Genomic DNA, 26,445 nt, shown 5'->3' with positions numbered 1-26,445 from the left:
ACAGAACCATGTCCAAATCAATCGACACCAGTGCCGCACCGAAATACGACACCCTCGTCGCGATGCTCCGCGACCGGTTCGACGACGACCTTCGATGGGTCGCGTCGTTCGACGCATCGACGTACAATTACACGGTCCACTACATCCGTCCGGACCTGAAAACCGAACTGTCGACCCACGACTTCGACGTGGTCGTCCACCGGTCGATTGCCCTCTTCAGACGCCCGTACGTCGAAGAAGTCTACGCACACCTCGGGGACGTCAACTCACTCGTCCTCCAGCACGACAGGGCGACAGCGGTCCACCTGTACCTCACAGATAGTACCGGCGTCATCATCAAAATCAAAGCCGGAAACAACATCGCGATTCCCGACTTTATCGACGACTGTTTCGCGGCGTTGTTCCCGGGGGAGGCCGCGAATTGAACGCGCCGAAGACGCCGTTCGAAGTTCGTGGTGAGGTGGGTCGCAAACAGACGCACGCTTCGATACGAACCACAACGAATTCCGTGTGCCGTCCCGAGGTGCGACCATGACTCTCAAGGGACTCGACGAACTCGACAGACGGATTCTCCACGAACTCCAGCGAGACGCGAGACACGTCTCGTCACGAGATATCGCCGAGCAAGTGGACGCATCACCGAGCACGGTCCGAAAACGCATCCAGCGACTCGAATCTGAGGGAATCATCACCGGATACCACGCGACGGTCGACTACAAGAAAGCCGGCTATCAACTCTTCATGCAGATGGAGTGTACCGCGGAGATTCCTGTTCGAAGGGGCCTCTGTACCGATGCGCTCGACGTGGCAGGTGTCGTTGGTGTACGCGAACTCGCCACTGGGGAGAACAACGTCTTGGTGACAGCCATCGGAACCGATTCGACCGACCTCGCACGAATCGCCCGCGAACTAAGTGACCTCGGACTTCGAGTCTCTGACGAGGACCTCATCCAGCGAGATGTGAGACGCCCGTTCTCGGAGTTCGACCCCGAGTGAGGGGACGAATGGGATTTCACGATTCAGTGAACTGCGGAAGGCTGGTCGACTCTCGTTCGTCTGAGAGTGCTTTCGAGAGCAGTTTCCGTTGTGCTTTTCGGATATGTTCGAGGAACGTCGAATGGTCGATATTCAATTCCTGCGCCACCTCCTCTGCAGTGTGTTTTCGAGGCCAATCGAAGTAGCCGTGGTTCAACGCGAGTTGGATGACTTCTCGCTGCCGAGTGGTAAGTTGTGACGACGGTGCCTCGAACTGTTTAATCGACCCGAGTGTTGGGTTACCGATACGTTTGAACTCCTCTATCATCGCCCGAAGGTCCTCGCGTCGGAACAACAGTACGCTGTAGACACGGCGTTCGGGTGATATCCGACTCCGGCGTCTGATGATTCCGTGATTTCGGTCGATGGCATCGTACGCACCACACGATTGTTTCGTGACGAGATATTTGTTCGAGGACATTCGCTCGATGTGACTAACCTGTGAAGAGTCTCGCATGAACTCGAAGATGGCCTCCGTGGTCTCTTCGAACTCGATAACGAACGTCACTTGGTGGTTGTGGAGTTCCTCAATGGCGATCTCGAACGAGGCGTCAAATTCAGACGCGACGTCGGTTAGGATGCACCGTTTGTGTTGTTGGAGGTGAATCTCTGCTTCGAACATGTCATGTCGTATGCCACCAATGCACACCAACGATAATGAATCTGCACCGTTGGCTTCCACTCCCTGAGTGGTTCGAAAAACAGAGTAGATGATGTCCGGTGAGCGTCATCCCTGTTGGACAGAGACGGTCTGACTAACTCTCTCCAAACTGGTGTGTGGCTAGTTGGAGTGCATCGTCGAGGTTGAGCGGACCTCGCTCGGCCAGTGCATCGAGATACGCTGCCACTGTGTTTTTGTCCGCCGCAACGCCCGCCCGTTCGAGGAGCCACCTCGCAGCACCCGTTCCTGTCGGAGCGCCGAACCACAGTTGTCGTTCCCCACCGAACCGTGTTGGGTCAAACGGTTCGAGCGTTGCCGGGTCTGATAACATCGCCGCGGTGTGGATGCCTGATTCGTGCTCGGCAGTTTTCGACCCGAGGACGGCCTTTCGCTCGTCGTACGACTCGTCGACGGTCTCGAGCACGCGCCGACACGTCGGTACGAGCGCTTCTTCGTGGATGCCGAGGGAATCGTCGAAGTCGACAGCACAGGCCGCGATTACTTCTTCGAGGACGCTGTTACCCGCTCGCTCGCCGAGTCCAGCGATACTCGCATCAGCCTTCGCGACCCCCATCTCGTAGGCAGTCAGTGCGTTCGCTGTCGCACACCCCAAATCGTCGTGGAAGTGTACCCCGACGCGCCCGAGGTTGACACCGTTCGATTCGAGTTCTTTGAGGAAGTGTCGCGTGCTGCTGGGCGTTCGTACACCGACTGAATCGGCGAGGGTGACGACCGGTGGGTCGGTGAGTAACTCGAAGATACGGACGAGGTCGTTGACGTCCGTTCGAAAGGCGTCCGCGAGTGTGACGTGCGGGATGCCCCCGTGGTCGGTGACGTAGTCGACGGCATCGACGAGCATCGTCTCCATCTCTCTTCGAGACTTCCCGAGTAGGTGTTCGAGATGTCGGTCAGACACTGAGAGGAATACCTCGACGATGTCCGCGCCGCCATCGAGAGCGAGTTCGATGTCACTCGATAACGCCCGAGCGAGCGCGATAATCTCCGCGTCGGTCGTTCCAGCGAGTTCAGCTAAGACGGTTCGGTCTTTCTCCCCGGTCACAGGGAAGACTGGCTGAATATACGGAACACCGAGGTCGTCCAGTTCGCGAACGGCCTGAATCTTCTGTTCCGTGGTGAACTCACGACCGGGCATTTGGTCGCCCTCACGAAGGGTGACGTCGCTGAGCTCCATTCAGATGACACCATCCGCTTCGAGTGTCTCCAGTTCCTCTTCAGAAAACCCGAGTTCACCCATGTAGACTTCCGTATTGTGCTCACCATGCTTGGGACCGAGGAATTCGACTTCTCCCGGCGTTCGTGAGAACCGTGGAACCGGCGCGAACGTCTTCGTTGCCCCGATGTCGGTGTCTTCGACTTCGATGATCGCTTCCCGAGATCGGAACTGCTCGTCGGCGAAGATATCGGCCATATCGTATACTGGGCCGACGATAGCGTCGTTTTCTTCGAGAATCTCGATGGCTTCTGCGGTCGAACGCTGTTTAGTCCAGGTCTCTATCTCCGCATCCAGTACGTCGGCGTGTTCGACACGCGTGGCGTTCGTCTCGAACCGGTCGTCGTCGATGAGTTCCGGCTTATCGATGGCGTGTGCGACCCGCTCGAATATCTTCTGATTCGACGCTGACATCGTCATGTACCCATCTGCCGTCTCGTAGATGTTCCGAGGAGCAGTGTTTGGATGGCGATTTCCCGTCCGTTCGCGGATGTGTTCTTGTCTGTCGTACGCTTCGACCTCACCGAAGAACAATCTCCACAGTGGTTCCGTGAGTGAGACATCGATGACTTGCCCCTTCCCACTTCCTCCCCGGCCGATATCGCGTTCGAACAGCGCCATCAGTGAGGATTGAAGCGCGAACTGGGCCGCGGTGAGGTCCGCGAGACTGATGGGTGGCAAGAGCGGTTCTCGGTCCGGGAACCCGTTCGCGTGTGCCCACCCCGAGATACCTTCAGCAATCGTTCCGAACCCCGGTTTGTGCGATTTGGGTCCAGTTTGGCCGTAGCCAGAAAGGCGAACCATAATCGCTCGCTCGTTGACTTCGTGAATGTCGTCGGGACCGAGGCCCCAGCGTTCCATCGTCCCTGGACGGAAATTTTCGAAGACGAGGTCTGCCTCTGCGATGAGCGTGAGCGCAATCTCTCGCCCGCGGTCACTCCCGAGGTCGAGCGTGACACAGCGTTTGTTGCGTCCCAACGACTTCCACGAAAGCGACGTTCCATCGGGGGTCTTCTGTGGCCACTCTCGGATTGGGTCGCCGACTTTGGGGTGTTCGACCATGACGACGTCGGCACCGAAATCTCCGAGCATCGTCGTTGCGAACGCTCCGCTTATCATCCCTGACATGTCGATGACCCGAAGTCCGTCGAGTGGTCCGTGTCGACTCCGGGCAGTCATCGGGTATCCAATCCCCCGTGAGTCTCAGGAGACGACGAGTGAACGATTCTACTGTGTAGTGAGTGGCGTGTTGTACGCATAATTTAGGGAGTACCGCTAGCCGAGTTGCCGAAGGATTCGTCCAGATGAGCGACGACCGCATCGGTAGTCACGACGTCGCCGTACTTCGCGTCGATATCGAACAGGTTCGCTTCGTGCGGGCCGTCGGCTCGGTCACCGACAGCGTCTGCTGGTACTATCGTTCGGTATCCGTGTTGTAAGCTATCGACCGCAGTTGCACGAACGCATCCGCTGGTCGTCACGCCCGCGAGGACGAGTGTATCGACGCTGTTCGTAGTCAGTTCGGTCTGGAGGTCTGTTCCGAAGAACGCGCTCGCGTATTTTTTGAGAACGACGCGCTCGTCGTTGCGTGGCGCGAGTTGGTCGTCGACGGAAACGCGGTCTGTACCGAGACGCAGTTCCTTGAGTGCGGGCACTTTCTCGATGAACAATCCCGCGTCCCCGTACGACTCCTCGAACGCAACAGTGGTGAAATATCGCGGAAGGTCGTACCGACGGAATGCCTCCAGCAGTCGTGTTGTCGCTTCCAACACGGGCGTTGCATCCATGCCGAGGTTCGACTCGGGGTCGGTGAACGCGTTGATTAAATCGATGACGACCAACGCGGGCCGATTCCCGAATCCAACGTCTTTTCCGAACTCCCGTTCGGTGTACGTCGCTTCGGTTTCGTCGATCCAGTCTGTCATGGGGGTCTTCGAGGGGATGTCGTGGGTTGGGTGTGTTGTCGACGCCGTTCAATCACGGTCGTCGAACTCTCTGCGCTCGGCGGCGATTTGTTGGGCCAGTTCGTCGTAGTCGGGTAGTGGCCCATAATCGAATTCCTGCAGGTCGTCTCGTCGTGTCCGAATCTCCTCTCGTTTGGATTCGGTAGCCGAGGCATCGACGCTGCCGTCGTCACCGAGAACAACCCCATACTCATCGCGGGCGGCCGATTCGGAGACGAGTCCTCGCCTGACTTCGGTCTCTACGACAGCAGGGTCACGGTCCAATGGGTCTCCGAGTCCTCCACCGGCGGCGGTCCTGAAGACGAGTTTGTCGCCTGCGCTGACGGTGACGTTCTCTGCTTTCGATGGGATGTGCTCTTCGGACCCGTCCGTTCGGATGAGAATCTTCTCGCTCGTCTTCCCGTGTTTTCCCCCATCGACACCCCACGGGTAGGTGTGCGCTCGGTCGTCTTGGAAGGTAATCGAACCGTCTTCTTCGAACGTGTAGACTTTGCTAATCCCGTGGCCGCCACGGAACTCACCGGGTCCACCAGTGTCTTGCCGCGTACTGTACTCGCTGATAGTCAGTGGGTAGTAGGCTTCCTGATACTCTGCTGGGACGGTCCGAAAGAGCGGCCACCACGAATGACCGTCGAGTCCGTCGCCACCCGGCCTCGCGGGGATTCCCCCGTACAGAATTTCGAGCATCTGGAAGGGGTTTCCGTCCGAGTCCACTCCGGCGTACACCAAGTTGGGGGACGTGCCGTAACTCCCAGCGACGCTGAACCCATCGATGAGTTTCGAGAACGTCGCCTGCAGGACGTCGAACTGCCGGGCCATGAGTGGGAGGCGATTCCCGAGTGCCGCGGGGAACTCAGGTTGGATGACGCTTCCTTTGGGGAGGTTCACCTCGAAGAGGTCGTAGTACCCGTCGTTGAACGTCAACAGCGGGTCAAACGCCATGATGAGGAACACACCGACGAACATCTTGAACATCTTCTCGTTGAGGAGGAAGTTGACCGTCCCCGGTACTTGGTCGTCGGTTCCCTCCCAATCGAGGTAGACTGTATCCCCCTCGCGGTAGATTTCGAGGTGGAGTTTTATCGGCCCATTACCGAGCCCATCGTCGTCGACGTAGTCTTCGAAGGTGTACCGCTCACCCTCTGGGATGAACTCCCGAATCAGGTTTATCATCCCGTCCCGCGTGCGGTCCAAGATGGCGTCAGTCGCTTCGACGTACGTCTCTCGTCCGAAGCGGTCACAGAGTTCCTGCACACGAGTCTCAGCCGCTTTCGTTCCGGCGGCGAGTGCCTTGATGTCTGCTTCGGCGTGTTCCGGAAGTCGGGTGTTGTGCGCGAAGGTTTCGAGGAGTTCCGCATCGAGTGTACCCTTCTTGTAGAGCTTGACGGGTGGAAGTCTGACACCCTCTTCGAAAATCGTCCGCGCCGTCACCGGCATACTCCCCGGTGTCTTTCCGCCGACGTCCATCAGGTTGCCCCACTGGCTCGAAAAGCCGACCAGGTGGCCGTCGTAGAAGATGGGGCGAAGTAGCAGCATGTCCGGTGTGTGGGACAGTGCACCGGCACACATGTAGGGGTCGTTCGTCGCGATGACGTCTCCCTCTTCGAGGTCATCCCAGTCGAACGATGAGTTCTCGATTATCGTATCGATTGCACTCCCGAACTGTCCCATGACCATCCGTCCTTTCGCGTCGGCGATGAGTGGGAATTGGTCTGATTGCTCTCGAATGACGGGGCTAATCGCCGTCGTCTCGAGGACACGGTCCATCTCGTAGCGGGCGTTCGATAACGTACTTTCTATGATGTCGAGCGTCGTCGCGTCGACGTCGTGCTCACCGACGAACTCTGGTGTTTCGCTTGTGCTCATTGGGTTTCACCTCGGGTTATCTCGATGTTCTCGTATTCGTCGATTCGTGCTTCGTGGTTCGGTTGGACGACGATGGTCGAGTCGTCCTCGACGATAATCGCCGGACCGTCCAGCTGGTTGCCCGGTCGGAGGTCAGTTCGGTCGTAGATTGGTGTCTCGTGATACTCGTCGTCGAAAAACACCTCGTGGGTGCCTGTTTGGGCGTGACTCGCGTCTTCGTCGCCGAGTTCTCTGGTGACCAACTGTACGCCCTCGATTTCTCCACGGCCAACGACGCGAAGGTTCGCGATTTCGAGCGGTGCATCCAGTGAAAAGCCGAATCGATGTTCGTGGCGTGACTCGAAGTCGTCTTTTATCTCTGCGAGCCCCTTCTCGTGTTGGAGATTGTCGACATCGATCGGAATCGACATCTGGATGTCCTGTCGGTAGTACCGACAGTCTGCGAAGTACTCGAACGAGTGGTCGTCGCTGTGGACGCCTTCTGACTCGAGCCACTCCGAAGCCTCTGAACGGATGGCTTCGAGTGTCTCGGCGACGTCCTCGCCACTCACATCTCGGTCGGTCTGGAGGTACGTCTCGGAGAATTCGTTTTGGATATCGCTCGTCAGGAACCCGAAGGCACTCATCACACCAGGTCCCGGAGGGATAACAAGCGGGTAGGTGTCCATGACGTCGGCGAGCGCGTTCGCGTGCATTGGTCCGGCCCCGCCGAAGGCGACGAGTCCGAACTCACGCGGGTCGTACCCACGTTCGACAGACACGACGCGCAGTGCGCCGTGCATGTTCTCGTTGACGATGTCGACGATTGCCTGTGCGGCTTCTTCGATAGACGTGCCCCGTTCTTCCGCGATAGTCGAGATGGCTTCACGGGCCGCCTCTCGGTCGAGTTCCATTCGTCCACCGAGTTGGACAGACGGTGGGATTCGACCGAGGACGACGTTCGCGTCGGTCACCGTTGGTTCGGTTCCGCCGCGGCCGTAACACGCTGGGCCGGGGTCTGCCCCGGAACTTTCTGGCCCAACTTGAAGCGCCCCAGAGAGTTGGACACGGGCGATCGACCCACCGCCAGCACCGACTGTGTTGACGTCGACGCCGCGAGACTTGAACTCGCGATAGCCGACTTTCGTCTCACGTGTCGACTCGGGTGTCCCGTCTTCGACGAGCGAGACGTCTGTCGACGTCCCACCCATGTCGAGCGTGAGTACGTCCGGAACGCCCTTTTTGCTCGCAATCGTCGCCGCTCCAACGACTCCCCCCGACGGACCAGACAGCGCGAGGTCGACTGGACGCTGTTTCGCGGCCGCTGAACTCATCAGGCCGCCGTCCGAACGGACGACGTTCATCGTCGCCGAAGACCCGGCATCTTGCAGCGACGCGTCCAACCCGTCAAGATACGAGATGACTGTTGGACGTGCGTAGTCGTTGATGACCGTCGTTAGCGTTCGTTCGTACTCTCCGTACTCGGGGACGATTTCCGAGGAAATCGAGACCGGAAGGTCTGGATACTCCTCGGTGACGATGTCACGAATTCGCTGTTCGTGTGCGGGATTCAGATACGAGTTGAGAAGTGCGATGGTCAACGACTCGATTCCAGTTTCGTACAGTTCTTGCACCTTTTGTCGAATCTCTGTTTCGTCGAGCGGTTCGATTTCGGTTCCATCGGGTGAGGAAATTCGCCCTGAAACACCTCGTGTGTCGGTCAAGTCCGCGAGTGGGTCCGGTTTTTCCATCCCCATCCAACCATAGAGTGGACCGGGTGTCCACGCTCGTGCCAAGTGGAGGATGTCCTCGTGACCGGTGGTCGTGATGAGGCCGACACGCGAACCGGTCTCCTCTAAGAGCATGTTCGTTACGACCGTCGTTCCGTGAAACAGCAAGGAGAGTTCCGCGACAGACGTTCCGGCCTTTTGTGTCGCCTCGGTTATCCCCGTGAGGACACCCTCAGACGGATTGGCTGGTGTCGAAAGCACCTTGTCGATGGTTAATTCGTGTGTCTCATCGTCGAATACGATGACGTCCGTGAACGTGCCGCCAACGTCGACACCTAAGTTTTGAGTCATGCGTTAACAACCAACAAGATACTTGCGATATTGCTAAGAGTTCTCCCCACAGCTGTGGGCTCTTTAAATAAATCATAACGTTCGTTCATTTGCTTTTGACCATCAATAAATCCAGAATATCATGGAAACAGCCCATATCTGGCTTGAACGGGTGAGGATGTCGCTAATCGATTCCCACCGAAACAACCACTGACTTTACACGAATCGATGCTGTTCGGTGACATATGTCGAACGACGGGTCTCCGAGTGGAGAACACGAAAATGGGCAAGACACCAACTACTGGCGCTGTACGCCTCCGCTTCGAGCGACGGCCCGCCGAGTGTATCCGAACGGTGAATTCGAGTGGGCGAAGAGCCAACTCGACCAGTTCGGTGAACTCGTCGGAACGGTCGTCAGTGAGAATTCTGACGTCGTGGACGACCACGGACCGAAATTGCACACCTACGATGCATACGGTGAGGTGCAAAACGAAGTCGAGTATCACCCTGCACAGAGAGAGAACGAACGTCTGGTCTACGAGTCTGGTATCGTCGCTGACGCGTTTACTCCCCCGTCGGACCGTGACGAACCAGTCGGACTCATTCACACGTTGACGATGCAACTGTTGCTCTCGTACGTCGACACCGGCCTCGTCTGTCCGGTTTCCATGACTGCTGGGGCAGCACTCGTCTTGCGGAATCACGATACTGAAGGCCATCTCGACGACTACTATTCCGCACTCACGACGCGTTCGTACGAATCACTCATCGAGGGCGCGATGTTTCTCACTGAAGAACAGGGGGGAAGCGACGTGGGGGCGATAGAAACCGTCGCAGAGTCACTCGATAGCGCTGACGACCCGTCCAGACGGTACGAACTGACGGGGGAGAAGTGGTTCTGTAGCAATATCGATGCAGATGGCACACTCGCGCTCGCACGCCGACCTGACGCCCCGGAGGGGACGAACGGACTCTCGTTGTTTCTCGTCCCACACGAGACAGAAGATGGAATACTCAACGACCAACTGTATCGCCGGTTGAAAGACAAACTCGGGACGATTAGCGTGCCGACCGGTGAAGTCGAGTTCCGAGGCGCCGAGGCGTATCTCGTCGGCGAACCCGAACGAGGGTTCAGGTACATGGCGACGATGCTCAACTGGGAGCGTATCACGAACGCCGTCGGTGCTGTCGGGATTATGGGTCGCTCACTCGTCGAGAGCAAACGTAAAGCAACGAACCGCGAGGCCTTCGGCAACGCAATTCGAGAGTATCCGCTCGTGAAGCGTGACCTCGTCGACATGGCAGTCGACTTCGAGGCGGCACTCGTGTTTGCGATGGAGGCCGGAAAATGGTTCGACCGGTACGAGCGTGACCACGAAAACCGCGACGCATATCGGTTGATGCGCGTGTTGACACCGATTGCGAAGTACCGAACCGCACGGATGGCGGTCGATACTGCCTCCTACGCGATGGAGATTCAGGGTGGAAACGGCTACGTCAGCGACTTCGTCACCCACAGACTGTACCGCGACGCGCAGGTGCTTCCGATATGGGAAGGGACCTCGAACATCCTCTCGCTCGACCTGCTTCGGACGTTCGAGAAAGAAGCGGCCCACGAGGCTCTCGTGTCCCACGTCGACGCACTCCTCTCTTCTGTCGACCACCCTGCCCTCGACGAACTCGCTTCTGTCGTCGCCGAGGAGTTCACCACGCTTCAAACCGCAATCGAGACACTCGCAGACGCAGACGACGACTACGCTCAACACGAGGCGAAGCGACTCGCTGAGTACGTCTTCGACGTGCTCACTGCGAGTCTCTTGGTGTCGAACGCACAACGCGACCTCGACGAATCTGGTGACGCGAGAGCAGTGCTCGTGGCTACGCACTTCGTCCAAACGACGCTCCGAGAACCAGACGGACGAGGTATAATCGACGGCGACGCGCTTGCGCTGGCGTACTTCGACGCCATCGTCGACTACGAATCCGTCGACCCAGGGTCACTCGCGAACCGGGACGGGTAGTAGAGACACGCGGCAGGGCCAGTTTGGGCCTGCGTTCAGCGACTGAACAGTTTATCCATGAAACTTCGGGTCCTCGCACGTTCAGCGAGTAAGACCGAACTGTCGATGTCGTCGACCACGCTCTCTGCGATGGTCCCTCGAAGCAACCGGGAGAGCAACCCACGCTCTGTCGCTCCGATGATAACCATCGACTTATCGGCTGCTGCTCGTTCGATGGCCGTCTCGACGTCTCCTGTCTCGACCTGAAGGGTCGCATCTTCCAAGCCGTGTGTCTCGGCCCACTCTCGGAGGAACGAGTCTCCCTCCTCGACAGTCTCCGCGACGTGTAGCAGTGTCACATTCGAACCGTACGTGGATTGGAGGAGCTTCGCAACCTCTGCAGAGAGGTCCGAGTCTGGACCACCGGCAGTCGGGACGAGGATATCACTCGGGTCGAACCCACGGTCCCTGAGGACGATGAAATCACATGGAACGTCCTCGGTTAATTCGTCTCGTGCGCTCTCTGCTCGGCCCGGGGCACCGTGTGAGTCGGGGCCCCACCCCATGACGACCAGGTCTGCTTCGTGGTCTTTCGCCACGTCGAATATCTCCTCGAACGACTGGTGGGAGACGACTGTGTGTGTTTCGATGTCGACGCCGAGGGTCTCTGCGTCGTCGCGCGCCTGTTCGAGGAGTGTCATCGATTCAGCATCAAGTTCGTCGAGGTGTTCCGCGCCGTATCGAAGCGCCGTCTGGTCGGGAACTGTCACGATGTGAACTGCCTCGACGTATCCGTCATGTTGTTTCGCGATGGCGCTCGCGAGGGTAATCAGGTCGTGTTCGTGTTGTGGATTGGCGAGTGGAACCATCACCTTGTACTGACCACCATCTGGCTGGACCGTCGACGCCGCCGAAACCGCTGCTGACGGCATCTCGTCGGACCGCGAGATGATGTACTGACTCAAGATGCCCCGTTTCGTGGTCTTCCCACGGGCGTACGCCAGATACCACACGAGACCACCCGCGACGAAGACGACAGAGAGGGCGATTTCGACCGGTTCCATGAACGCAATCAACCCGAACGAAGACACGGCTCCGAGAATCGGAACGACTGGATAGAGTGGGACTTCGAAATCTGGTTGATACTCGTCGACGTCGGCTTGTCGCATCACGATGAGTGCGATGTTGAGCATCCCGTAGACGATGAGGTGAAGCACACTCCCGGCTTTTGCGAGCGTCTTGACGTCGCCGACGACGATGAACAAGAGGATGAGTCCACCAGTGACGGCGATGCTCCGGTACGGGGTTGCGAAGTTCGGGTGAATCGCGTTGAGTTTATCCGAGACGAGTTTGTCACGACCCATCGCGAAGTTGATACGTGACGATGCGAGGATGCTCGCGTTCGCGCTCGAAGCTGTCGCGAGTAAGCCGGCGAACGTTAAAAGCGCGACACCGACGCCGGCGAGACCAATTGTGCCAAAGGCAATCTCTGCGACGTCTAAGACGGGGGTGTCTGTGAACTCTGGTGCGAGTTGGGGCCAGTTGATGACGCCCATCAGGACGACCATAATGACCGCGTACATGACAGTGACGATGAGGACGCTCCCGACGACGGCCAAGGGGAGGTTCCGGCCGGGGTTTTTCAGTTCTTCAGCGACGGTGGTAATCTTCGCGAACCCGAGGAACGATACGAAGACGAGTCCAGTCGCAGGGAGTACCGCAGCGGTCCCACCTGTCTCTTCGGGGAAGAACGGTCGAAGTGTCGAGATGTCCGCTTGCAAGAACCCCAGAAGGGAGAAGACGGTCAGGATCCCAACCAGTAGGGTGACGATGACGATTTGGATTCGACCGGTTTCTTTCGCCCCGATGTAGTTGATTGCGATGAACGCAGAACCAGCCAGCAACGCCCCTATCTGGAACGGGGTGAGTCCGAGTGGGCCCAAAGAAAGGGCGGGCAAGGGGAGAAACGATGCGAGGTATTCGCCGAACCCGAGCGTGTAGAATGCACTGGCGAACGCGAGCCCCATCCAGTTTCCCCACCCAGCGACGGAACCGAACAACGGTCCCAACGCGTGGTTCACGTAGTAGTAACTCCCACCGGCCTTTGGCATCGCCGTCCCGAGTTCAGACGCCGAAAGCGCAGTGAACAGCGAGATGATACCGCCGACGACGAACGACAGTGCAACGGCGGGGCCTGCTGCTGCTGCCGCCTGTCCGGGCAGGACGAAAATCCCCGCTCCAATCATCGTTCCAACGCCGATAGTCAGCGCTGACAGCAACCCAAGGTCTTTCGCGAGTTCTTCGTCACCAGACGACATTCACATCACCTCGGCATCGTCCGTTCCTCCTCCCCCGGTTTCATCGCCGTCAGTCTCTGGCAGGGCAATCACCGGCCGCTTGGATTCGGTGATAAGCCGCAACGAACGGTCGCCAGCGAGGAACTGGAGGATGCGTGCCCCTCCACGGGGTCGAAACACGATTGCACTCGCATCTATCTCGCTAGCAACCTCGATGATGCCCGAAACCACGTCCCTCCGATAGACGGTCTCTGTGTTCGCGTTGGGAAACTTCTCGTGAAACGCGGCGAAAGACCGTGCTGCGGTCTCTTCGGATTGAGCAACGGGTGTCTTGTCCGGGACTCCTTCCCCCTTCTCTATAATGTGGAGGACGGTAACGTCCTCGACAGTGTAGCGTTCGAGCGCAGTTGCTGTCTCTCGAGCATCGTCTTCGTCTGCAACCGGAACGACGATCGATTTTGTGAAGGATTGTGTCATGGTGTTACGCGAATTCGAAGCGGCACCGTTCGAGAGAACCACACTCTGGACACGGTTCGTCTACCGGTTCGAGTGTGGTTCCACAGTCGCGGCATTCGACGTGAACCTCCTCGGAAGTTAGCCATCGGCGAAGGTTCGGGATGAAAGAATACATTATGTCGAGGGGTACAGGTCGAAAACCATCGTCTGACGACCACGGGACTCGCCTATCGCCCTATTTTCCGTTCACACGATAGACACATTATCTGGTGTCATCGAGGTGATGGACTGGTCCCGGCCATGGCATGTCAGCCAACGGTCTGATTTTCGTTCCAAAAATAAGTTGACGGGAAATTCACTTAACAGTTTCTCGGGTGGTGAATTATTTTCGCCGTAAAAATTGACTCCGGAATCGTACAGATAGACCCGAGGCGAAATATGACGGGTGGGGGACCCACAAGACACCAGTCGTGAACGAGTGGTGTGGTACGACAGACGTCCGAGGGTAGCACGAGACAAACACGTGATACTTTTTCAAGGGTGGCTGAGGGTATACACGCATGGTCTCCCGTCGAATTGGTGCTGCCCTCGCTCTCCTCGTCCTCCTGAGTGGCCTCTCCGTCGTGGCTGGTGAAACGATACACTCTCCACCGACCATGACGGTGACAAACGAAGACGAGACGAGGTATCGAGTGACGGCATACACGATAGATAGCCTGCAAAAGGCGATGCTGATGAATTTCGCTGTCACGACGAGTGATGGTGACCGGCGACTGGTGACACTCTCTCAGATGGTCTGGCCGCAGGACTTCCAGAACGTTACACTCGTCGACGACGGAATCCCGACTCAACACGTCACCGTCGAACCCGGTGACGAGGAGACGATGACCGTCGAAGCGTGGACACCGGGCAACGTCACTGTGTACGTAGTCGAAGACATCGGCGCCAACGAGACTCACGAACAGACGGAAATCGAGGCGTGTACACGTCGCGACCAAGAGCACACGCTCACGCTCGAAGAGCGTGGTTCGGGTGGGTCGTCTCTGTGTGCATCTCGCTTCGATTGGCTGATTGCCTGAGGTCGGGTATCGAACACGTCTCGTGCCGACCGTTCCGAAGAAAAGGGACGAATCTCGGGAGCGCAGGTCGGTGACAGCGACGGGTTCCTGTTTTATAGTATGGCACTTGAAAATGTAAGAACAATAAATAATTTATCGGTTCGTGATATTCGTTGACCAATGGGCGGTTCTTCTTTTCGCACGCGGTTTCTGGCGGTCCCTGAAAACGTTCTCACGTATTACCTCTACAAATCCACCAAGGCAGTCGAGTTCTACCGGCCGATTATGTACCTCTTTTTTCTCGGACAGGGTCTCACCTTCACGCAAATCGCCATCCTCGAGGCGATTTACAACCTCACGACGGTGTTGGGTGAGATACCAACCGGGTACGTTGGTGACCGTGTCGGCAGACGGAATAGCCTCCTCATCGGGACTGGACTCATCACCGGGGCGCTCGTCGGAATTGGCCTCTCCAGTTCGTTCTACACGTTTGCTGTCCTGTACACCGTCTGGTCGATGGGATACAATTTCCGTTCCGGGAGTGAAGATGCGTGGTTGTACGACACCCTCACGGACACTCTCTCGGAAAGCGAGTTCGCCCACGTCCGTGGCCGAGGTGAGTCAGTCTCGCTGGCAGTCGGTGCGGGTGCTGCTATCCTCGGTGGGTATCTCGGAAGCATCGACCTCTCGTTACCATGGTTCGTCGCCGCGACTGTCACCGCTCTCGGCGTGGTAGTTCTTCGCAGGATGGACGAACCAGAGGCCTACCAGAAGACGAATACTGATGTGTTGCGATTCGACCAGATACTCGGCATCGTCGCCGACGTGTTGTCTCGACGGAATGTTCGTGCCCTCATCCTCTACTATTACGTTCTGTATGCTGCTGTCACCTATCTCGTGTTCGTGTTCTTGCAGCCAATCTTCGAGACGGTCATAGTCGATATCGGCGTCTCGCCCGGTCTGGTCGAGTCACTCCTCGGCTGGTTTTACGCCGGGTACAGTCTGTTCGGTGCAGTCCTCAGTTACTATACGGGCGCAATCAGGGAGTACGTCGGTATCCGAACGTGGTTCCTCGTCCTGCCGTTTGCTGTCGGTGGCGCGTTGATAGGGATGTACTTTCTTCCGATACTGGCTCTCCCGACGTTTCTGGTCGCGCGAGGACTTGCCGACGTCACGCGGACGTTCGCTGGGCAGTACGTCAACGACCGCATCGAGACAGTTGGCCGAGCAACGGTGTTGAGTGCGCTCGCGATGGTCAGTGGTCTCACCGTGATTCCGTTCCAACTCGGGAGTGGGGTCATCTCTGACCTCGTATCACCGCTGTTCGCGTTGGCGGTAGCAGGGGTGGTTCTCGTGGCAGGTTCGGGACTCGTCCTCCTCTGGGAGGTTCCAATCTCAGCCACGCAGTAGAACGTCGTCACGGATTGGTTGTGAGATTGGGACTCTCTTCGGCACAGTTTCGATACGCGTCACCGACTGCTTCGACGTTCGAGTACCACGGCGAGTGAAACCGAGTGTATCGGTGCAACGAGGGTGGTACTCAGGAACCCACCGACGAGTGGGACCTGAGCGAGCACCCAGTACCCGAGTCCGAAGAGAACGACGAGTGAGAGAAGTGGCCAAAATGCTCCCGTAGAGGCTTGGAAACTATGTTTGACCGCGCCGAATACGCCATCGCCTCGAACGAGGAATCCGGGGAATAAGAACCCCCGCACGGAGACGAACGAGACGACGACGAGTCCCAGAAGTGCAAGTGGGAGACTACTGAGTGTCACGGACGTCGGCCCGAGTAATACGGGAACCGACCCGAGCACAAAGAAAACGGCCAGATACCTGCTGAGCGACCCGAGACGCTGCTCAGCTTCTATCGACCGGGAAATCGTCACCCATCCGGCGAGTCCGACTGCTATGAATACGAGAAACTCGAGCGTAATCGCCCCGAGAACGTACGGGATTTCCAGGTCGACGAACGCACTCAATTCTCTGACCGTTCGCGCGGGTCCACTCGGGAAGAACGAGTATTGAACACTGAACGTTTTCCCGACCCATTCAGGCCGGCTTACTGGGATGGAGTCCCACGTTCTGATACCATCTGCGAGGCCGACGACGAACCCTGCAATCACGAATGGCAGGACGAGGACCGGGTCGCTGCGGATTCGCTTGCGCGCGCGTTCGAGTATCGTTCCGAAGGACATCGGTCTCGTGCTTGCTCGTGGTGGCTCGGAATCCTCTTTCGGTTGCGCACGTTCTCCAGCCATCAGTTTGCCTCCCTGAGTGCGACGACTCGTCTGCGATTTGCTGCGTAGAGAACCCCGTCGCCGACGATTGGCGTCGAGAGCGGTACTTCTGACGGTCGATATTCGAACAACATGTCCCCTGACGCAGCGTCGATTGCAACCAACGAATACCCTGCTTCGACTGCGTACACGGTTCCGTCCGCGACGATGGGTGCTGATGGACCCTCGAACGGAACAGTCCAGCGCTGTTGGCCCGTCTCGATGTCGATTGCGTGCAACGAGTCTCGCTCGTTGGCGACGAAGATGGTTCCGTTCGCAACTGCCGGTGTGCTTTCGGTTGCATTCCCATCCGTCGAATACTGCCACACCACAGACCCGTCTGTTTGGTCGAGTAAATACACGAATTCTCGTGACGGGACGACGACTCCCTGTTCAGTCGCGACCGGTGGGAGGAGCAACTGGTCGTCGAGTTCGACCATCCAGACTCGATCGCCTGTCTCGGCCTGATAGGCTGCTGCTTGCCCGGGCCAGTTCGTGGTAAAAACGAGGCCGTCTCTCACAGCAGGTCTGTTGATGTCAGCACTGACTGCGTCGTCTTTATGATGTGTTCTCCGCCAGAGAACCTGACCGTCGTTCGGGTCGAGTGCAGCGATAGAATTTGTCCCGGGAAGTGCCGTGTAAATCCGTCCGGTGGCAGTGACCGGTGTGTCTGCCTTCGCAGGGCCAAAGAACCCACCGCCAGCAGTTTGTGGTCCAGTCCACCGTTCTGTCCCGACGTTCCGATCGAGTAGCGGAATGGTGAACCCACCATCCGCGTTCAGTCCGAAGACGCCCGATGATGCGGTCACTGCGAGCGTGTCACTTTCGTAGACCGATGCCGGTGCGAATGCAGGCGTCGATTGATACGGTCCGGTGTGTCCAAACTTTCGTTCGCCGGAGTCACTGTCGAGTGCGAGGAGTCCGTTTCCGACCGCGTAAAGGGTATCACCACGTCGAACGAGTGACGACGTCCCAAGAAACCAGTCGGTGGCGTCGTGTTTCCACAGTATCTCGACGTCGTCTTTGGGGCCAGACGCTGTCGGATGGTGACCAGTTCCTTCTGGGTCGTATCGACTCATCGGCCACTCGTCTGGAGAACCTTGAGGGGATTCGACATCGTCGGCGACGCTCGCACTGCAGGGTACTCCTGTAATCGAGAGTCCAAGCGTTTCGAGAAATCGTCGTCTGGAGGAGGGCATTCAGATACGTGTTGGCTGACCTGAATGTTGGATGTACCGATTACCCAACAGGCCGTGTGTGACTTCTCTGTGTGTCCCCGGGAAGTTCACGTCCACACAATCGCTTAAGTAACAGTATATAAAATACAAAAGAGATGTCTAACGAAGCACGCCTCGCCTCGCTCGAGATTCAAAACGTCGTCGCGTCGAGTGCAGTGGGCCAAGAACTGGACTTGGAGTCACTCTCGATGGACGTCGACGGGGCAGAGTTCAACCCCGACAACTTCCCTGGACTCGTCTATCGGACACAAGAACCCCGCGCGGCAAATCTGATCTTCCGGTCTGGCAAAATCGTCTGTACGGGTGCAAGTAGCGTCGACGGAGTCAACCGTGCGTTAGAACAGGTGTTCGCAGAACTCGAGAGCCTCGGAATTCCTATCGACGGCCGAGAAGAGGCGACGGTTCAGAACATCGTCTCGAGTGCTGACCTCGGAGTCACTCTCAATTTGAACGCGCTCGCTATCGGCCTCGGTCTCGAAAACGTCGAATACGAACCCGAACAGTTCCCCGGTCTCGTGTACCGAATCGACGAGCCAAATGTGGTCGTTCTCCTGTTCGGGTCCGGAAAGATTGTCATCACTGGCGCGAAGAAAGTCGAATACGCGCGCGAGGCGATTCAGGTCGTGAGCGATGAAATCGATTCGCTTGGCCTCCTCGGCTGAGCGCTGGTCAACTGCCTTCGAAAGGTAATGTCTGCGAATGTAGATGAGACCGAACGCTCACCCCGGGTCGAGGTTCGTCGCGTCTTCTCTGTAAGCGCTGATTAGAATACCAGAAAACGGACGTCGGGTCACAGAGGACTGCAACCTACGACTTTGGATACTCGGGTCGCACCGAACTCGATTCGTCAGCCAACCAGTCTCTTCTTGAGAAATACAACTTTAGGACTTCTACCCGTACGTTCTACTTGCTTTGACCCGAACCCGTGTCACCCTTCTCGTGTTCGTCGCCCTCTTCGCCTTCTCTTCAGCGACTGCCACGACCACGGTGGTGGGAACCGACGTGGAAGACGTGACCCAAGTCGACGACTGCACGACGATTACAGAACCGGGGCGATACGCCCTCGAGCGTGGCATTGTGGGTGGTGGCAACGACGACTTCACCTTCATCTCCCAATCGTGTGTCGTGGTCGAGAGTGACGACGTCGTGTTGGAGGGACGGGGCCACAAGGTCGACGGAACCGGCGTGAGTGACACGACGGGTATCGCCATCGTCGGGATGTCGAACGACACTATCGAGAACGTCACCATCCAGAACGTGACCGTAGCCGACTGGAACCAGGGTGTGTCGGTCCGAAACGCCGACAGCGTGACGGTTCGGAACGTCACCCTTGCCCACAACGCCTTCGGTATGGAGGTCGTACAGTCGACGCGAGTCAACTTGACCAGGTCGTTGGTGCGGGACAACTTGGTCGGAGTGTACGACGACCGAGGAGGCGACGAGATGATACTCACAGGGACAGTGTTCGAAGAAAACTATGCCGGCGATGTCGTCTCAGATGCAGCCAGTTCACGGGGTCAGAGCCCCGACTCGGCGGCAAACCGGACTCGACTGGTACTCGGGTAAACCGTCCCACGTCGGTCACTCACCGTACACTTCTGTTTTGATTGGTTTGGCCCATCTCGGCCACTCGTTGCGCTCTTCGCCATCGAACTCGTCGTCTCCCGACATCGCTTTGAGACTCCGCGCGTCGTCCAGACTCCACACTGCTCCGTCTTCGTGGAACACTCCATTCAACACGCCCATCTGTCGCTGCGACCAGAAGTACGCCGGTTGCAGCATCAGCGACCAAAAGAAGTTGCTCATCCCCAGTTCGGTGAGTATCGGAGCCATGGAGGCATAGTTCGGCGTCCGCTGGTTCCTCGGCTGGGTATTGTGGAACCCCGGTACCGACCGGACTCGTTGCCACTCGGTCAACATCACAGGTTGCGAGAGGACGTCGTCGAGCGACTGGACTCGCTGGACCGCGTTGCGGAACGTCGGTTGACTCGGTGGGAAGTTGTAGTGGAACTGGAACAGATCGAGCCCCCACTTCGCGTAGGTGGAATTCTTCGACATACTCGTCGAACCAACTGTGAGCGGAACGCTTCCGCGCATCTCACGCATCGTCTCGTACATCGACTTCGAGAACTCGATACGACGTTTGTTCCACCCCGGTTCGTTGATGAGCTCTATGGCGAGGAGTCTCTCGTCGTCTGCATACCGATTCATGAACCAGCGAACGAACTCTCGTGTCTCTTCCCAGCGGTCTTTCGACTGTAGAATCTCCTTCGATGGCGACGCGACACCGGTCGCCGTCATCAGGTCGTCGTCGGTGAGGTTCTCTCTCGTGGGTTCGTCTCCGATTCCCTCGAACAGACCGACGAGGGGCTTGATTCCGTAGTCGTCGCTCGTCTGGAGGAAGTCTTCGAACGCCGTCTCGAACGCTGCGGGGTCCTCTCGCCAGAACTCGTAGCTTCCCCACGTCCGAATCGCATTCAGGTTAAGTCGTGTGGCGTACCCGAGGTCACGCTCGGTGACAGCAGGGTCGTAGTCGCGCCACATCTGGTAGAAATTAAACGCTCGTGCAGGGATGTAGATGGCCCCACGGACGCTGACTGGGGCGTCGCTGTCGAGGTCGAGGGATGAATTCACGTCAGTTTCGGGTGTCGTGGTTGGCGTCGGGGTACCACCCTTGGTCGTTGTCGGTGGGCCGGTCGTCTCGGTACTCTCGTCGTCTTCAGTAGGTGGCTGGAGATTGATGGCCGCACAACCAGTAGTTACGGCGATACCGCTCGCGGCACACCACTGCAGGAACACACGTCGAGTACGTCGGTTCATCGGTTCGTCGAACGGTCCTGTTGGAGAGCGACTGTACACCAGTACCGCCCACCGAGTTCGTGAAGGCTGGTCACTAGTGGCATAGTCAAACGACGGCCTTCACCTAAAGAATTATTTCCGAAATCACCACTGTCACGATTGCGATAACCTCGGCACGCTCGCTCGTGTTGCAGAGAGAACTCACTGTGTGGTTGCCACGTGTCTTCCTCAATCGGAAGAAGCCATCTTGGGCGACATCCTTTGAAACGTGGACTCAGGGTCAAACCAAAGCCCCTATCGTACCACCTTCCGGCTCAGCGGTCACCGGCATCTCGTAGACGAAGCTTGGCACGCAACTGGGCAGACTCCCCCAATTGAAATTTTAAATAATTATGTACCTATGTTAACAAATGGGTTGAACCAATGACAGCCGTAACACTTGACGTCGCAAAAGAACTGATTGCCACTGCTGAACAGAAGGCCGAAGAAATTGACGTCCCGATGTGTATCACAGTGATGGACGAGGGGGCGAATCTCGTCGCATTCCACCGAATGGACGACGCACTCCTTGCCAGTGTCGACATCGCACAAAACAAGGCCTACAGCGCCGTGTCGCTCAAACTCGACACAGATACGGTCTGGGAACTTTCACAACCTGGCGAATCGTTGTATGGTATCGGCGATACGAACGATGGGCGTATCGTCACGTTTGGTGGCGGCATCCCGCTGGAAGAAAACGGACGTGTGGTCGGTGCAGTCGGTGTCTCTGGTGGAAGCGTCGAAGAAGACGTCACCGTCGCATCAGCAGCAGTCGAGATGTTTGAATCGTTGTAGGCAGTCGACGACTGTCTCACGAGGGACTCGTCTACACATCTTTCGACAGCACAAGGCGTCGTCTGAAAAGACGATAGCATCCGGCGCGAAGAGAATCTGGAAACGAAACGCGCACCTCTCGCTCGCTCGGGACTCAGTCCGTCATGTCTGCGTGTTCTTCTCCTCCTCGTCTCTCGCCTGCGACCGAGTCCTGTCTGTGTGACCAGTAGAGGAACACGAAGAAGATAGTCGCGAAGACGTTCAACACGAGTTTGTAGTTGAGTTCGATGGACACTTCGGCGACTTGAGCGGACGCCCGTGAGGGGATGAATCCGAGGTCCAAGAACAGGAAGTGAACCACGAACCCGACGACGAGTGACCACCACGTTATCCACGCTATCGCGATGGTCGTCGACGCTGCTTGTTGTGCGCTCTCGACGAAGAACGTCCCGAACGGCTTTGTCGTCGTGACCACACCAATGGCAACTGTGATTACTGCGATGACCGAGAGTATCGCGTAATCTGATCTGTCCATTGTCTCTGTGAGGTGTATCTACGGTTCCTCTCCTAATGCGGTTGTGGCTTTGTAATCGGGAGGTTTCGTGCGCAATTCTTTTGGTTGCGGTGTCTCATCCCTCGCCAAGATGCGGAAGCAAGAGCAGTGACTCGTTGTGGTGGATAGAGGAGATGTCCAATCCGGAGTAACCCGTGCGATGTTCTGTACCCCCGCGTACCGATGTCAGGGGTGACGTCTCGACACGTGAAGTGACGGTACTCGCAATCCGGCCGCTTAGCGTTCGAAAGCACTAGTTGAGATATTTCGAGTTGGTCTCGTCTAGGACGTGCAAGGCAGAATCGACGGGCCCAAGCGCAAACGACGACGGAGGAGAATTGACTTTGTATTCTAAGGTTTCGACACCCACGGCCCGACGAATCTAAGTGAAAATCAGCATAAGAACTGCCGACGTAGGTACGACTGTATGACGACGACCATCACGGTCGATGGAATGAGTTGCGAGCATTGTGAACAGACCGTCGAGAACGCTCTCCGAAGTGTGAGTGGTGTCACTGATGCGTCTGCCGACCGGACGGCCGAACGAGCGAGTATCGACGGCGACGACGAGGTCACTGCTCTCATCGCGGCAGTCGAAGACGCTGGGTACACTGCACACCCCTAAGGCACCCGAATTGGAGAATCCGGCGAACACGCCAGCCATTTCCCGCTATCGTATCCCCCACGGAGGCAGGATTCGGCCAATCCTTGTGAGCCGACAACAATAGACAACGTATGAACGACGATAGCCAAAATCAGTCAAACGGACACCACCGTTCCAAATCGCACAGAAACGGCGACCACGTCCACGAAGCGACCGACGAGTCTGTCCACGCCTCACACGAGGAACACGAAGCCACCATCCACGAAACGGCCGAGGGTCACGGTGGCGGCCACAGGGCGCACACTGACCACACCGGCCACGAACAGATGTTTCGGCGGCGATTCTGGGTATCGCTCGTCCTCTCGGTTCCCGTCATCTACTTCAGTGAGTTCATTCAGGACGTCTTCGGCTACACTGCGCCCGTGTTCCCCGGGAGTGCTTGGATTACCCCCGTCTTCTCGGTGATTATCTTCGCGTACGGTGGCGTTCCGTTCCTCTCGATGGCTCGGAACGAGGTGAAAAACCGCGAACCGGGGATGATGATGCTCATCTCGTTGGCAATCACCGTCGCATTCGTCTACTCCATCGCGAGTCTCTTCATCGAGGGAACGACCCCGTTCTTCTGGGAACTCGTTACGCTTATCGACGTCATGCTGCTGGGCCACTGGATGGAGATGCGGTCTGTTCGACAGGCATCCGGTGCACTCGACGAACTAGCGAAACTCATGCCAGACACCGCAGAACGAGTCACCGATAGTGGGGATACTGAAGAGGTACCAATCTCCACCCTTGTCGAAGGTGACGTAGTCCTCGTTCGACCGGGTGCATCGGTTCCTGCCGATGGGGAAGTCGTCGAGGGCGATTCGTCAGTCGACGAGTCGATGATTACTGGTGAGTCTCGGTCAGTCGGCAAAGACCCCGGGGCAGAGGTTATCGCTGGGACTGTCAACCAAGACGGTAGTCTCCGCGTTCGCGTGACGAAGACCGGCGACGAGACGACACTGGCGGGTATCATGCGCCTCGTCGAAGAAGCACAACAGTCGAAATCGCGGACGCAGTTACTCGCGGACAAGGCGGCAGGATGGCTCTTCTACATCGCGCTCTCCGTTGCGGCAATCACGGGCATCGCGTGGGTTCTCGCAGTCGGGTTCGACATCGGCGTCCTCGAGCGGGTCGTCACAGTTCTCGTCATCGCGTGTCCGCACGCACTCGGACTCGCCGTCCCACTCGTCGTCGCCATCAACACGTCGACTGCGGCACAGAACGGGATGTTGATACGCGACCGCATCGCCATGGAAGAGGCTCGAAACCTCGATACAGTGATGTTCGACAAGACGGGGACATTGACGAAGGGTGAACAGGGCGTCGTGGGCGTCCACGTCGCAGATGGTTGGACCGAGCAACGGGCCTTCGAAATCGCCGCTGGTGTCGAAGGTGACTCAGAGCACATGATTGCTCGCGCCATCAGGAACGCTGCGGAAGAGCGCGGTGTCTCGCGGGTGGCCGTCTCGAACTTCGAGAACCTCAGAGGTCTCGGTGTGAAGGCCACCGTCGATGGTGAAACAGTCCACCTCGGTGGCCCCAACCTCCTCGAGCAACTGGGTATCGAACGTCCCGAGGAACTTGTCGCCTTCGCTGACGAAGCAGGGTCGAATGCGCAAACTGTCGTCTACCTCGTTCAGGACGAATCCAACATCGTTGCGGCATTCGCGCTTGCAGATGTCATCCGAGAGGAGAGTCGCCGGGCCATCGACGCACTGCACGAGATGGGTATCGAAGTCGCGATGCTGACGGGTGACTCCGAAGACGTCGCGAAGGCCGTCGCCGAAGAACTCGGTATCGACCAGTACTTCGCAGAGGTCTTGCCAGAAGAGAAAGACTCGAAGGTCACACGACTCCAATCCGAGGGCAAACTCGTCGCGATGGTTGGTGACGGCGTCAACGACGCACCCGCATTGACACGCGCCGACGTCGGTATCGCAATCGGGTCGGGGACGGACGTCGCCATCGAATCGGGCGATATCATCCTCGTCGACAACAATCCGCTGGATGTGGTTCGTCTCGTCCGTCTCTCGAAGGCGAGTTACCGCAAGATGCAAGAGAATCTCGTCTGGGCTACGGGATACAACGTCGTCGCCTTGCCGCTTGCTGCCGGCGTGTTGGCACCTGTCGGTATCCTCCTGTCACCGGCTATCGGTGCGGTCTTCATGTCACTGTCGACCATCATCGTCGCGGTAAACGCCCGGCGGCTTCGAGGGGTCGACCTCTCGGCGTGAACTCTCGGATGGTCGCCCTGCGAAGTAGCTCGGTCTGTACCAGCAGATCGACCGCACCAGATCGAGTACAGCAGGCACGCGAACGCGAAGTAGAACAGACTGCCTCGGCCGCAGAACTAGATCGGAAGCAGGACCAGAAGTATCGGAAAGACGACCAGCGAGATGAGAAACCCGGTCAGATAGCGACGATCAGTGATGATTCGAGTTTGAATGGTTTCGACAGTTTGGAAGTACGTCGAGAACAGAACCAGTGTACCGACCGTTATGACCGTTCCGACGGCCACGAGTGAGAGCACGATAGCCACGCCTTGAGGGGATTCCAGAAGCACGGCGATGACAATCGTGTCGAAGAAGGTGCCGATATTCGCACCCAGAACGTAGGGAACGATCTCTTGTCGTTTGATGTAATCACGATTGTAGAGGGGGACGACCACCCCAAGTGAGAACGCAACGCTGGTCGTCACACCGGTGATGAGGATGCCGAGTCCAAACGAAGTCCACTTGTGCTGAAATCGACGAAAGAACCGCTTTCGGAGCCATTCCGTGTCGATACGTTTGAGAACCCGATCGAAGAGCATGAGACTGCCAAACAGCACGAGAACGGCTACAACGAGTGACAGGCCCACACCGACGGTATCGACAACTGCTCCCGTCGCTGGGTCGAAGGCCGCCAACGGTTGAAACGAGAGTTCGATTCGGTTACCGACACTCTCGAATCTCGTCTGGAGTCGTGGCAACAGGAGATACCCGAGGGCGGTGGCTGGGAGATAGATCGAATGTGACAAGAGGAAGGTTAGTATCCCCAACCGTGTTGAGTCGCTGAACGAATAGCGCTGTTTCTGGAAGTAATCTAGCGTCCCTATCAGGAGGACGATTGCGGCCCCACCGAGTCGTGAGCCAGCCAGCATCAAGAACAACTGTGAGGCCGTGAGGACCTCGGTTTTGAACAGCGAGACGGACAGGGCCGCTACCACTGACCCGTTGGTGAGTACGTACGTGGCGAGCCAGCTTGCCCCCAGGGCTTGCGCACTCCCGGCGACGTATTGCCTGAAGAACTGTTCGAGTGGAGCGGCCGCGGCCGCTGTGGCTGCACCCAGCAACTGGATTGCGAATAGGAACAGGAACAGAGAGACGGTCGCAGCACCGACTAACGGGCCGGACGTACGCCCTTGTGCTACTACCTTGTCGAACTTCGAATCCACAAGTATTCTGACTTTACAGCCTCGTGGCAGGCGTACAAAGGTTACGCCGTGGGTAGGGAAATTCCCAGTAGGTACAC

The 26,445-nt window shown here is 57.5% G+C and carries 23 protein-coding genes; 10 read left to right on the top strand and 13 right to left on the bottom strand.

Annotated elements, in window-relative coordinates; translation table 11 throughout:
- Positions 1-8 precede the first annotated feature (8 nt).
- Both GJR96_RS16340 and GJR96_RS16335 read left to right on the top strand, forming a co-directional pair.
- Positions 9-425 carry a hypothetical protein gene (locus GJR96_RS16340; protein WP_151164488.1) on the top strand — a complete coding sequence of 139 codons (417 nt, stop codon included), beginning with the start codon at positions 9-11 and terminating at the stop codon, positions 423-425.
- A gap of 106 nt (positions 426-531) precedes the next feature.
- Entirely contained in the window at positions 532-996 is a 465-nt protein-coding gene (locus GJR96_RS16335) for an Lrp/AsnC family transcriptional regulator (protein ID WP_151164485.1), read from the top strand.
- Positions 997-1,012: 16 nt separating this feature from the next.
- On the opposite strand, the gene GJR96_RS16330 is transcribed toward GJR96_RS16335, so the two are convergent.
- The 6 genes from GJR96_RS16330 to GJR96_RS16305 all read right to left on the bottom strand — a co-directional run bounded on the left by GJR96_RS16330 (position 1,013) and on the right by GJR96_RS16305 (position 8,817).
- The gene (locus tag GJR96_RS16330; protein ID WP_151164482.1) at positions 1,013-1,657 is read right to left on the bottom strand and encodes a helix-turn-helix domain-containing protein; all 645 of its coding nucleotides are present in this window, start codon (positions 1,655-1,657) and stop codon (positions 1,013-1,015) included.
- A gap of 133 nt (positions 1,658-1,790) precedes the next feature.
- On the bottom strand, positions 1,791-2,888 hold the full coding sequence (locus GJR96_RS16325; RefSeq protein WP_151164480.1) for a LeuA family protein: 1,098 nt from the start codon (positions 2,886-2,888) through the stop codon (positions 1,791-1,793).
- On the bottom strand, positions 2,889-4,106 hold the full coding sequence (locus tag GJR96_RS16320; protein ID WP_151164477.1) for a CaiB/BaiF CoA transferase family protein: 1,218 nt from the start codon (positions 4,104-4,106) through the stop codon (positions 2,889-2,891). It abuts the gene before it with no gap.
- An 83-nt stretch (positions 4,107-4,189) separates the two neighbouring features.
- Positions 4,190-4,852 (bottom strand): isochorismatase family protein, encoded by a 663-nt coding sequence (locus GJR96_RS16315; protein ID WP_151164473.1) that lies wholly within the window; start codon positions 4,850-4,852, stop codon positions 4,190-4,192.
- A gap of 48 nt (positions 4,853-4,900) precedes the next feature.
- Positions 4,901-6,757: a hydantoinase B/oxoprolinase family protein gene (locus GJR96_RS16310; RefSeq protein ID WP_151164470.1), complete on the bottom strand. Its 1,857-nt coding sequence runs from the start codon at positions 6,755-6,757 to the stop codon at positions 4,901-4,903.
- A complete protein-coding gene (locus tag GJR96_RS16305) occupies positions 6,754-8,817 on the bottom strand; it encodes a hydantoinase/oxoprolinase family protein (RefSeq protein ID WP_151164468.1) in 2,064 nt (687 codons plus the stop codon). Before GJR96_RS16305 ends, GJR96_RS16310 begins: the two co-directional genes overlap by 4 nt.
- A gap of 224 nt (positions 8,818-9,041) precedes the next feature.
- Here GJR96_RS16305 and GJR96_RS16300 point away from each other — a divergent pair, with 224 nt between their 5' ends.
- Positions 9,042-10,817, top strand: coding sequence for an acyl-CoA dehydrogenase family protein (locus GJR96_RS16300; RefSeq protein ID WP_151164466.1), 1,776 nt, complete (start codon positions 9,042-9,044; stop codon positions 10,815-10,817).
- Between the two features lie 35 nt (positions 10,818-10,852).
- Here GJR96_RS16300 and GJR96_RS16295 read toward each other — a convergent pair whose 3' ends face one another.
- Positions 10,853-13,114: an amino acid permease gene (locus GJR96_RS16295; RefSeq protein ID WP_151164463.1), complete on the bottom strand. Its 2,262-nt coding sequence runs from the start codon at positions 13,112-13,114 to the stop codon at positions 10,853-10,855.
- Positions 13,115-13,570 (bottom strand): universal stress protein, encoded by a 456-nt coding sequence (locus GJR96_RS16290; protein ID WP_151164460.1) that lies wholly within the window; start codon positions 13,568-13,570, stop codon positions 13,115-13,117.
- 539 nt (positions 13,571-14,109) lie between these two features.
- Here GJR96_RS16290 and GJR96_RS16285 point away from each other — a divergent pair.
- Positions 14,110-14,628, top strand: a complete 519-nt coding sequence (locus GJR96_RS16285) for a hypothetical protein (protein ID WP_151164456.1) — start codon at positions 14,110-14,112, stop codon at positions 14,626-14,628.
- A gap of 159 nt (positions 14,629-14,787) precedes the next feature.
- Entirely contained in the window at positions 14,788-16,017 is a 1,230-nt protein-coding gene (locus GJR96_RS16280) for an MFS transporter (RefSeq protein WP_394349506.1), read from the top strand.
- A gap of 59 nt (positions 16,018-16,076) precedes the next feature.
- Here the strand turns inward: GJR96_RS16280 and GJR96_RS16275 are convergent, their stop codons facing one another.
- Together GJR96_RS16275 and GJR96_RS16270 are read right to left on the bottom strand one after the other, a co-directional pair.
- Positions 16,077-16,865, bottom strand: a complete 789-nt coding sequence (locus GJR96_RS16275) for a hypothetical protein (RefSeq protein ID WP_154326376.1) — start codon at positions 16,863-16,865, stop codon at positions 16,077-16,079.
- A complete protein-coding gene (locus GJR96_RS16270; protein ID WP_225317771.1) occupies positions 16,865-17,962 on the bottom strand; it encodes an outer membrane protein assembly factor BamB family protein in 1,098 nt (365 codons plus the stop codon). Before GJR96_RS16270 ends, GJR96_RS16275 begins: the two co-directional genes overlap by 1 nt.
- A gap of 254 nt (positions 17,963-18,216) precedes the next feature.
- Between GJR96_RS16270 and GJR96_RS16265 the strand changes: the two genes are divergently transcribed.
- Together GJR96_RS16265 and GJR96_RS16260 are read left to right on the top strand one after the other, a co-directional pair.
- On the top strand, positions 18,217-18,783 hold the full coding sequence (locus tag GJR96_RS16265; protein WP_151164448.1) for a TATA-box-binding protein: 567 nt from the start codon (positions 18,217-18,219) through the stop codon (positions 18,781-18,783).
- Between the two features lie 250 nt (positions 18,784-19,033).
- A complete protein-coding gene (locus GJR96_RS16260) occupies positions 19,034-19,687 on the top strand; it encodes a right-handed parallel beta-helix repeat-containing protein (RefSeq protein ID WP_151164445.1) in 654 nt (217 codons plus the stop codon).
- Positions 19,688-19,702: 15 nt separating this feature from the next.
- On the opposite strand, the gene GJR96_RS16255 is transcribed toward GJR96_RS16260, so the two are convergent.
- Positions 19,703-20,941 (bottom strand): glycoside hydrolase, encoded by a 1,239-nt coding sequence (locus tag GJR96_RS16255; protein ID WP_225317770.1) that lies wholly within the window; start codon positions 20,939-20,941, stop codon positions 19,703-19,705.
- A 402-nt stretch (positions 20,942-21,343) separates the two neighbouring features.
- On the opposite strand from GJR96_RS16255, the gene GJR96_RS16250 reads away from it, so the two are divergent.
- Complete coding sequence (locus GJR96_RS16250; RefSeq protein WP_151164443.1) at positions 21,344-21,754, top strand: GlcG/HbpS family heme-binding protein; 411 nt, start codon at positions 21,344-21,346, stop codon at positions 21,752-21,754.
- Positions 21,755-21,887: 133 nt separating this feature from the next.
- On the opposite strand, the gene GJR96_RS16245 is transcribed toward GJR96_RS16250, so the two are convergent.
- A complete protein-coding gene (locus GJR96_RS16245) occupies positions 21,888-22,208 on the bottom strand; it encodes a hypothetical protein (protein ID WP_151164440.1) in 321 nt (106 codons plus the stop codon).
- 505 nt (positions 22,209-22,713) lie between these two features.
- Between GJR96_RS16245 and GJR96_RS16240 the strand changes: the two genes are divergently transcribed.
- Positions 22,714-22,911, top strand: coding sequence for a heavy-metal-associated domain-containing protein (locus GJR96_RS16240; protein WP_151164438.1), 198 nt, complete (start codon positions 22,714-22,716; stop codon positions 22,909-22,911).
- A gap of 305 nt (positions 22,912-23,216) precedes the next feature.
- Positions 23,217-25,166 carry a copper-translocating P-type ATPase gene (locus GJR96_RS16235; RefSeq protein ID WP_151164672.1) on the top strand — a complete coding sequence of 650 codons (1,950 nt, stop codon included), beginning with the start codon at positions 23,217-23,219 and terminating at the stop codon, positions 25,164-25,166.
- Positions 25,167-25,282: 116 nt separating this feature from the next.
- On the opposite strand, the gene GJR96_RS16230 is transcribed toward GJR96_RS16235, so the two are convergent.
- Positions 25,283-26,368 (bottom strand): sodium:phosphate symporter, encoded by a 1,086-nt coding sequence (locus GJR96_RS16230; protein ID WP_151164435.1) that lies wholly within the window; start codon positions 26,366-26,368, stop codon positions 25,283-25,285.
- Positions 26,369-26,445: the final 77 nt, after the last annotated feature.

This window comes from Haloferax litoreum, assembly GCF_009674605.1.
In the GTDB taxonomy this organism is placed as follows: Archaea; Halobacteriota; Halobacteria; order Halobacteriales; family Haloferacaceae; genus Haloferax; species Haloferax litoreum.
The sequence above is the reverse complement of the archived record's forward strand: the minus strand, read 5'-3'. Positions and strand labels throughout refer to the sequence as shown.

What these genes read in the sequence shown, in the direction of transcription:
- GJR96_RS16340 (WP_151164488.1), top strand. Translation starts at nt 9, where the DNA reads ATGTCCAAATCAATCGACACCAGTGCCGCACCGAAATACGACACCCTC.
- GJR96_RS16335 (WP_151164485.1), top strand. Translation starts at nt 532, where the DNA reads ATGACTCTCAAGGGACTCGACGAACTCGACAGACGGATTCTCCACGAA.
- GJR96_RS16330 (WP_151164482.1), bottom strand. Translation starts at nt 1,657, where the DNA reads ATGTTCGAAGCAGAGATTCACCTCCAACAACACAAACGGTGCATCCTA.
- GJR96_RS16325 (WP_151164480.1), bottom strand. Translation starts at nt 2,888, where the DNA reads ATGGAGCTCAGCGACGTCACCCTTCGTGAGGGCGACCAAATGCCCGGT.
- GJR96_RS16320 (WP_151164477.1), bottom strand. Translation starts at nt 4,106, where the DNA reads ATGACTGCCCGGAGTCGACACGGACCACTCGACGGACTTCGGGTCATC.
- GJR96_RS16315 (WP_151164473.1), bottom strand. Translation starts at nt 4,852, where the DNA reads ATGACAGACTGGATCGACGAAACCGAAGCGACGTACACCGAACGGGAG.
- GJR96_RS16310 (WP_151164470.1), bottom strand. Translation starts at nt 6,757, where the DNA reads ATGAGCACAAGCGAAACACCAGAGTTCGTCGGTGAGCACGACGTCGAC.
- GJR96_RS16305 (WP_151164468.1), bottom strand. Translation starts at nt 8,817, where the DNA reads ATGACTCAAAACTTAGGTGTCGACGTTGGCGGCACGTTCACGGACGTC.
- GJR96_RS16300 (WP_151164466.1), top strand. Translation starts at nt 9,042, where the DNA reads ATGTCGAACGACGGGTCTCCGAGTGGAGAACACGAAAATGGGCAAGAC.
- GJR96_RS16295 (WP_151164463.1), bottom strand. Translation starts at nt 13,114, where the DNA reads ATGTCGTCTGGTGACGAAGAACTCGCGAAAGACCTTGGGTTGCTGTCA.
- GJR96_RS16290 (WP_151164460.1), bottom strand. Translation starts at nt 13,570, where the DNA reads ATGACACAATCCTTCACAAAATCGATCGTCGTTCCGGTTGCAGACGAA.
- GJR96_RS16285 (WP_151164456.1), top strand. Translation starts at nt 14,110, where the DNA reads ATGGTCTCCCGTCGAATTGGTGCTGCCCTCGCTCTCCTCGTCCTCCTG.
- GJR96_RS16280 (WP_394349506.1), top strand. Translation starts at nt 14,788, where the DNA reads ATGGGCGGTTCTTCTTTTCGCACGCGGTTTCTGGCGGTCCCTGAAAAC.
- GJR96_RS16275 (WP_154326376.1), bottom strand. Translation starts at nt 16,865, where the DNA reads ATGGCTGGAGAACGTGCGCAACCGAAAGAGGATTCCGAGCCACCACGA.
- GJR96_RS16270 (WP_225317771.1), bottom strand. Translation starts at nt 17,962, where the DNA reads ATGAGTCGATACGACCCAGAAGGAACTGGTCACCATCCGACAGCGTCT.
- GJR96_RS16265 (WP_151164448.1), top strand. Translation starts at nt 18,217, where the DNA reads ATGTCTAACGAAGCACGCCTCGCCTCGCTCGAGATTCAAAACGTCGTC.
- GJR96_RS16255 (WP_225317770.1), bottom strand. Translation starts at nt 20,941, where the DNA reads ATGAACCGACGTACTCGACGTGTGTTCCTGCAGTGGTGTGCCGCGAGC.
- GJR96_RS16250 (WP_151164443.1), top strand. Translation starts at nt 21,344, where the DNA reads ATGACAGCCGTAACACTTGACGTCGCAAAAGAACTGATTGCCACTGCT.
- GJR96_RS16240 (WP_151164438.1), top strand. Translation starts at nt 22,714, where the DNA reads ATGACGACGACCATCACGGTCGATGGAATGAGTTGCGAGCATTGTGAA.
- GJR96_RS16235 (WP_151164672.1), top strand. Translation starts at nt 23,217, where the DNA reads ATGTTTCGGCGGCGATTCTGGGTATCGCTCGTCCTCTCGGTTCCCGTC.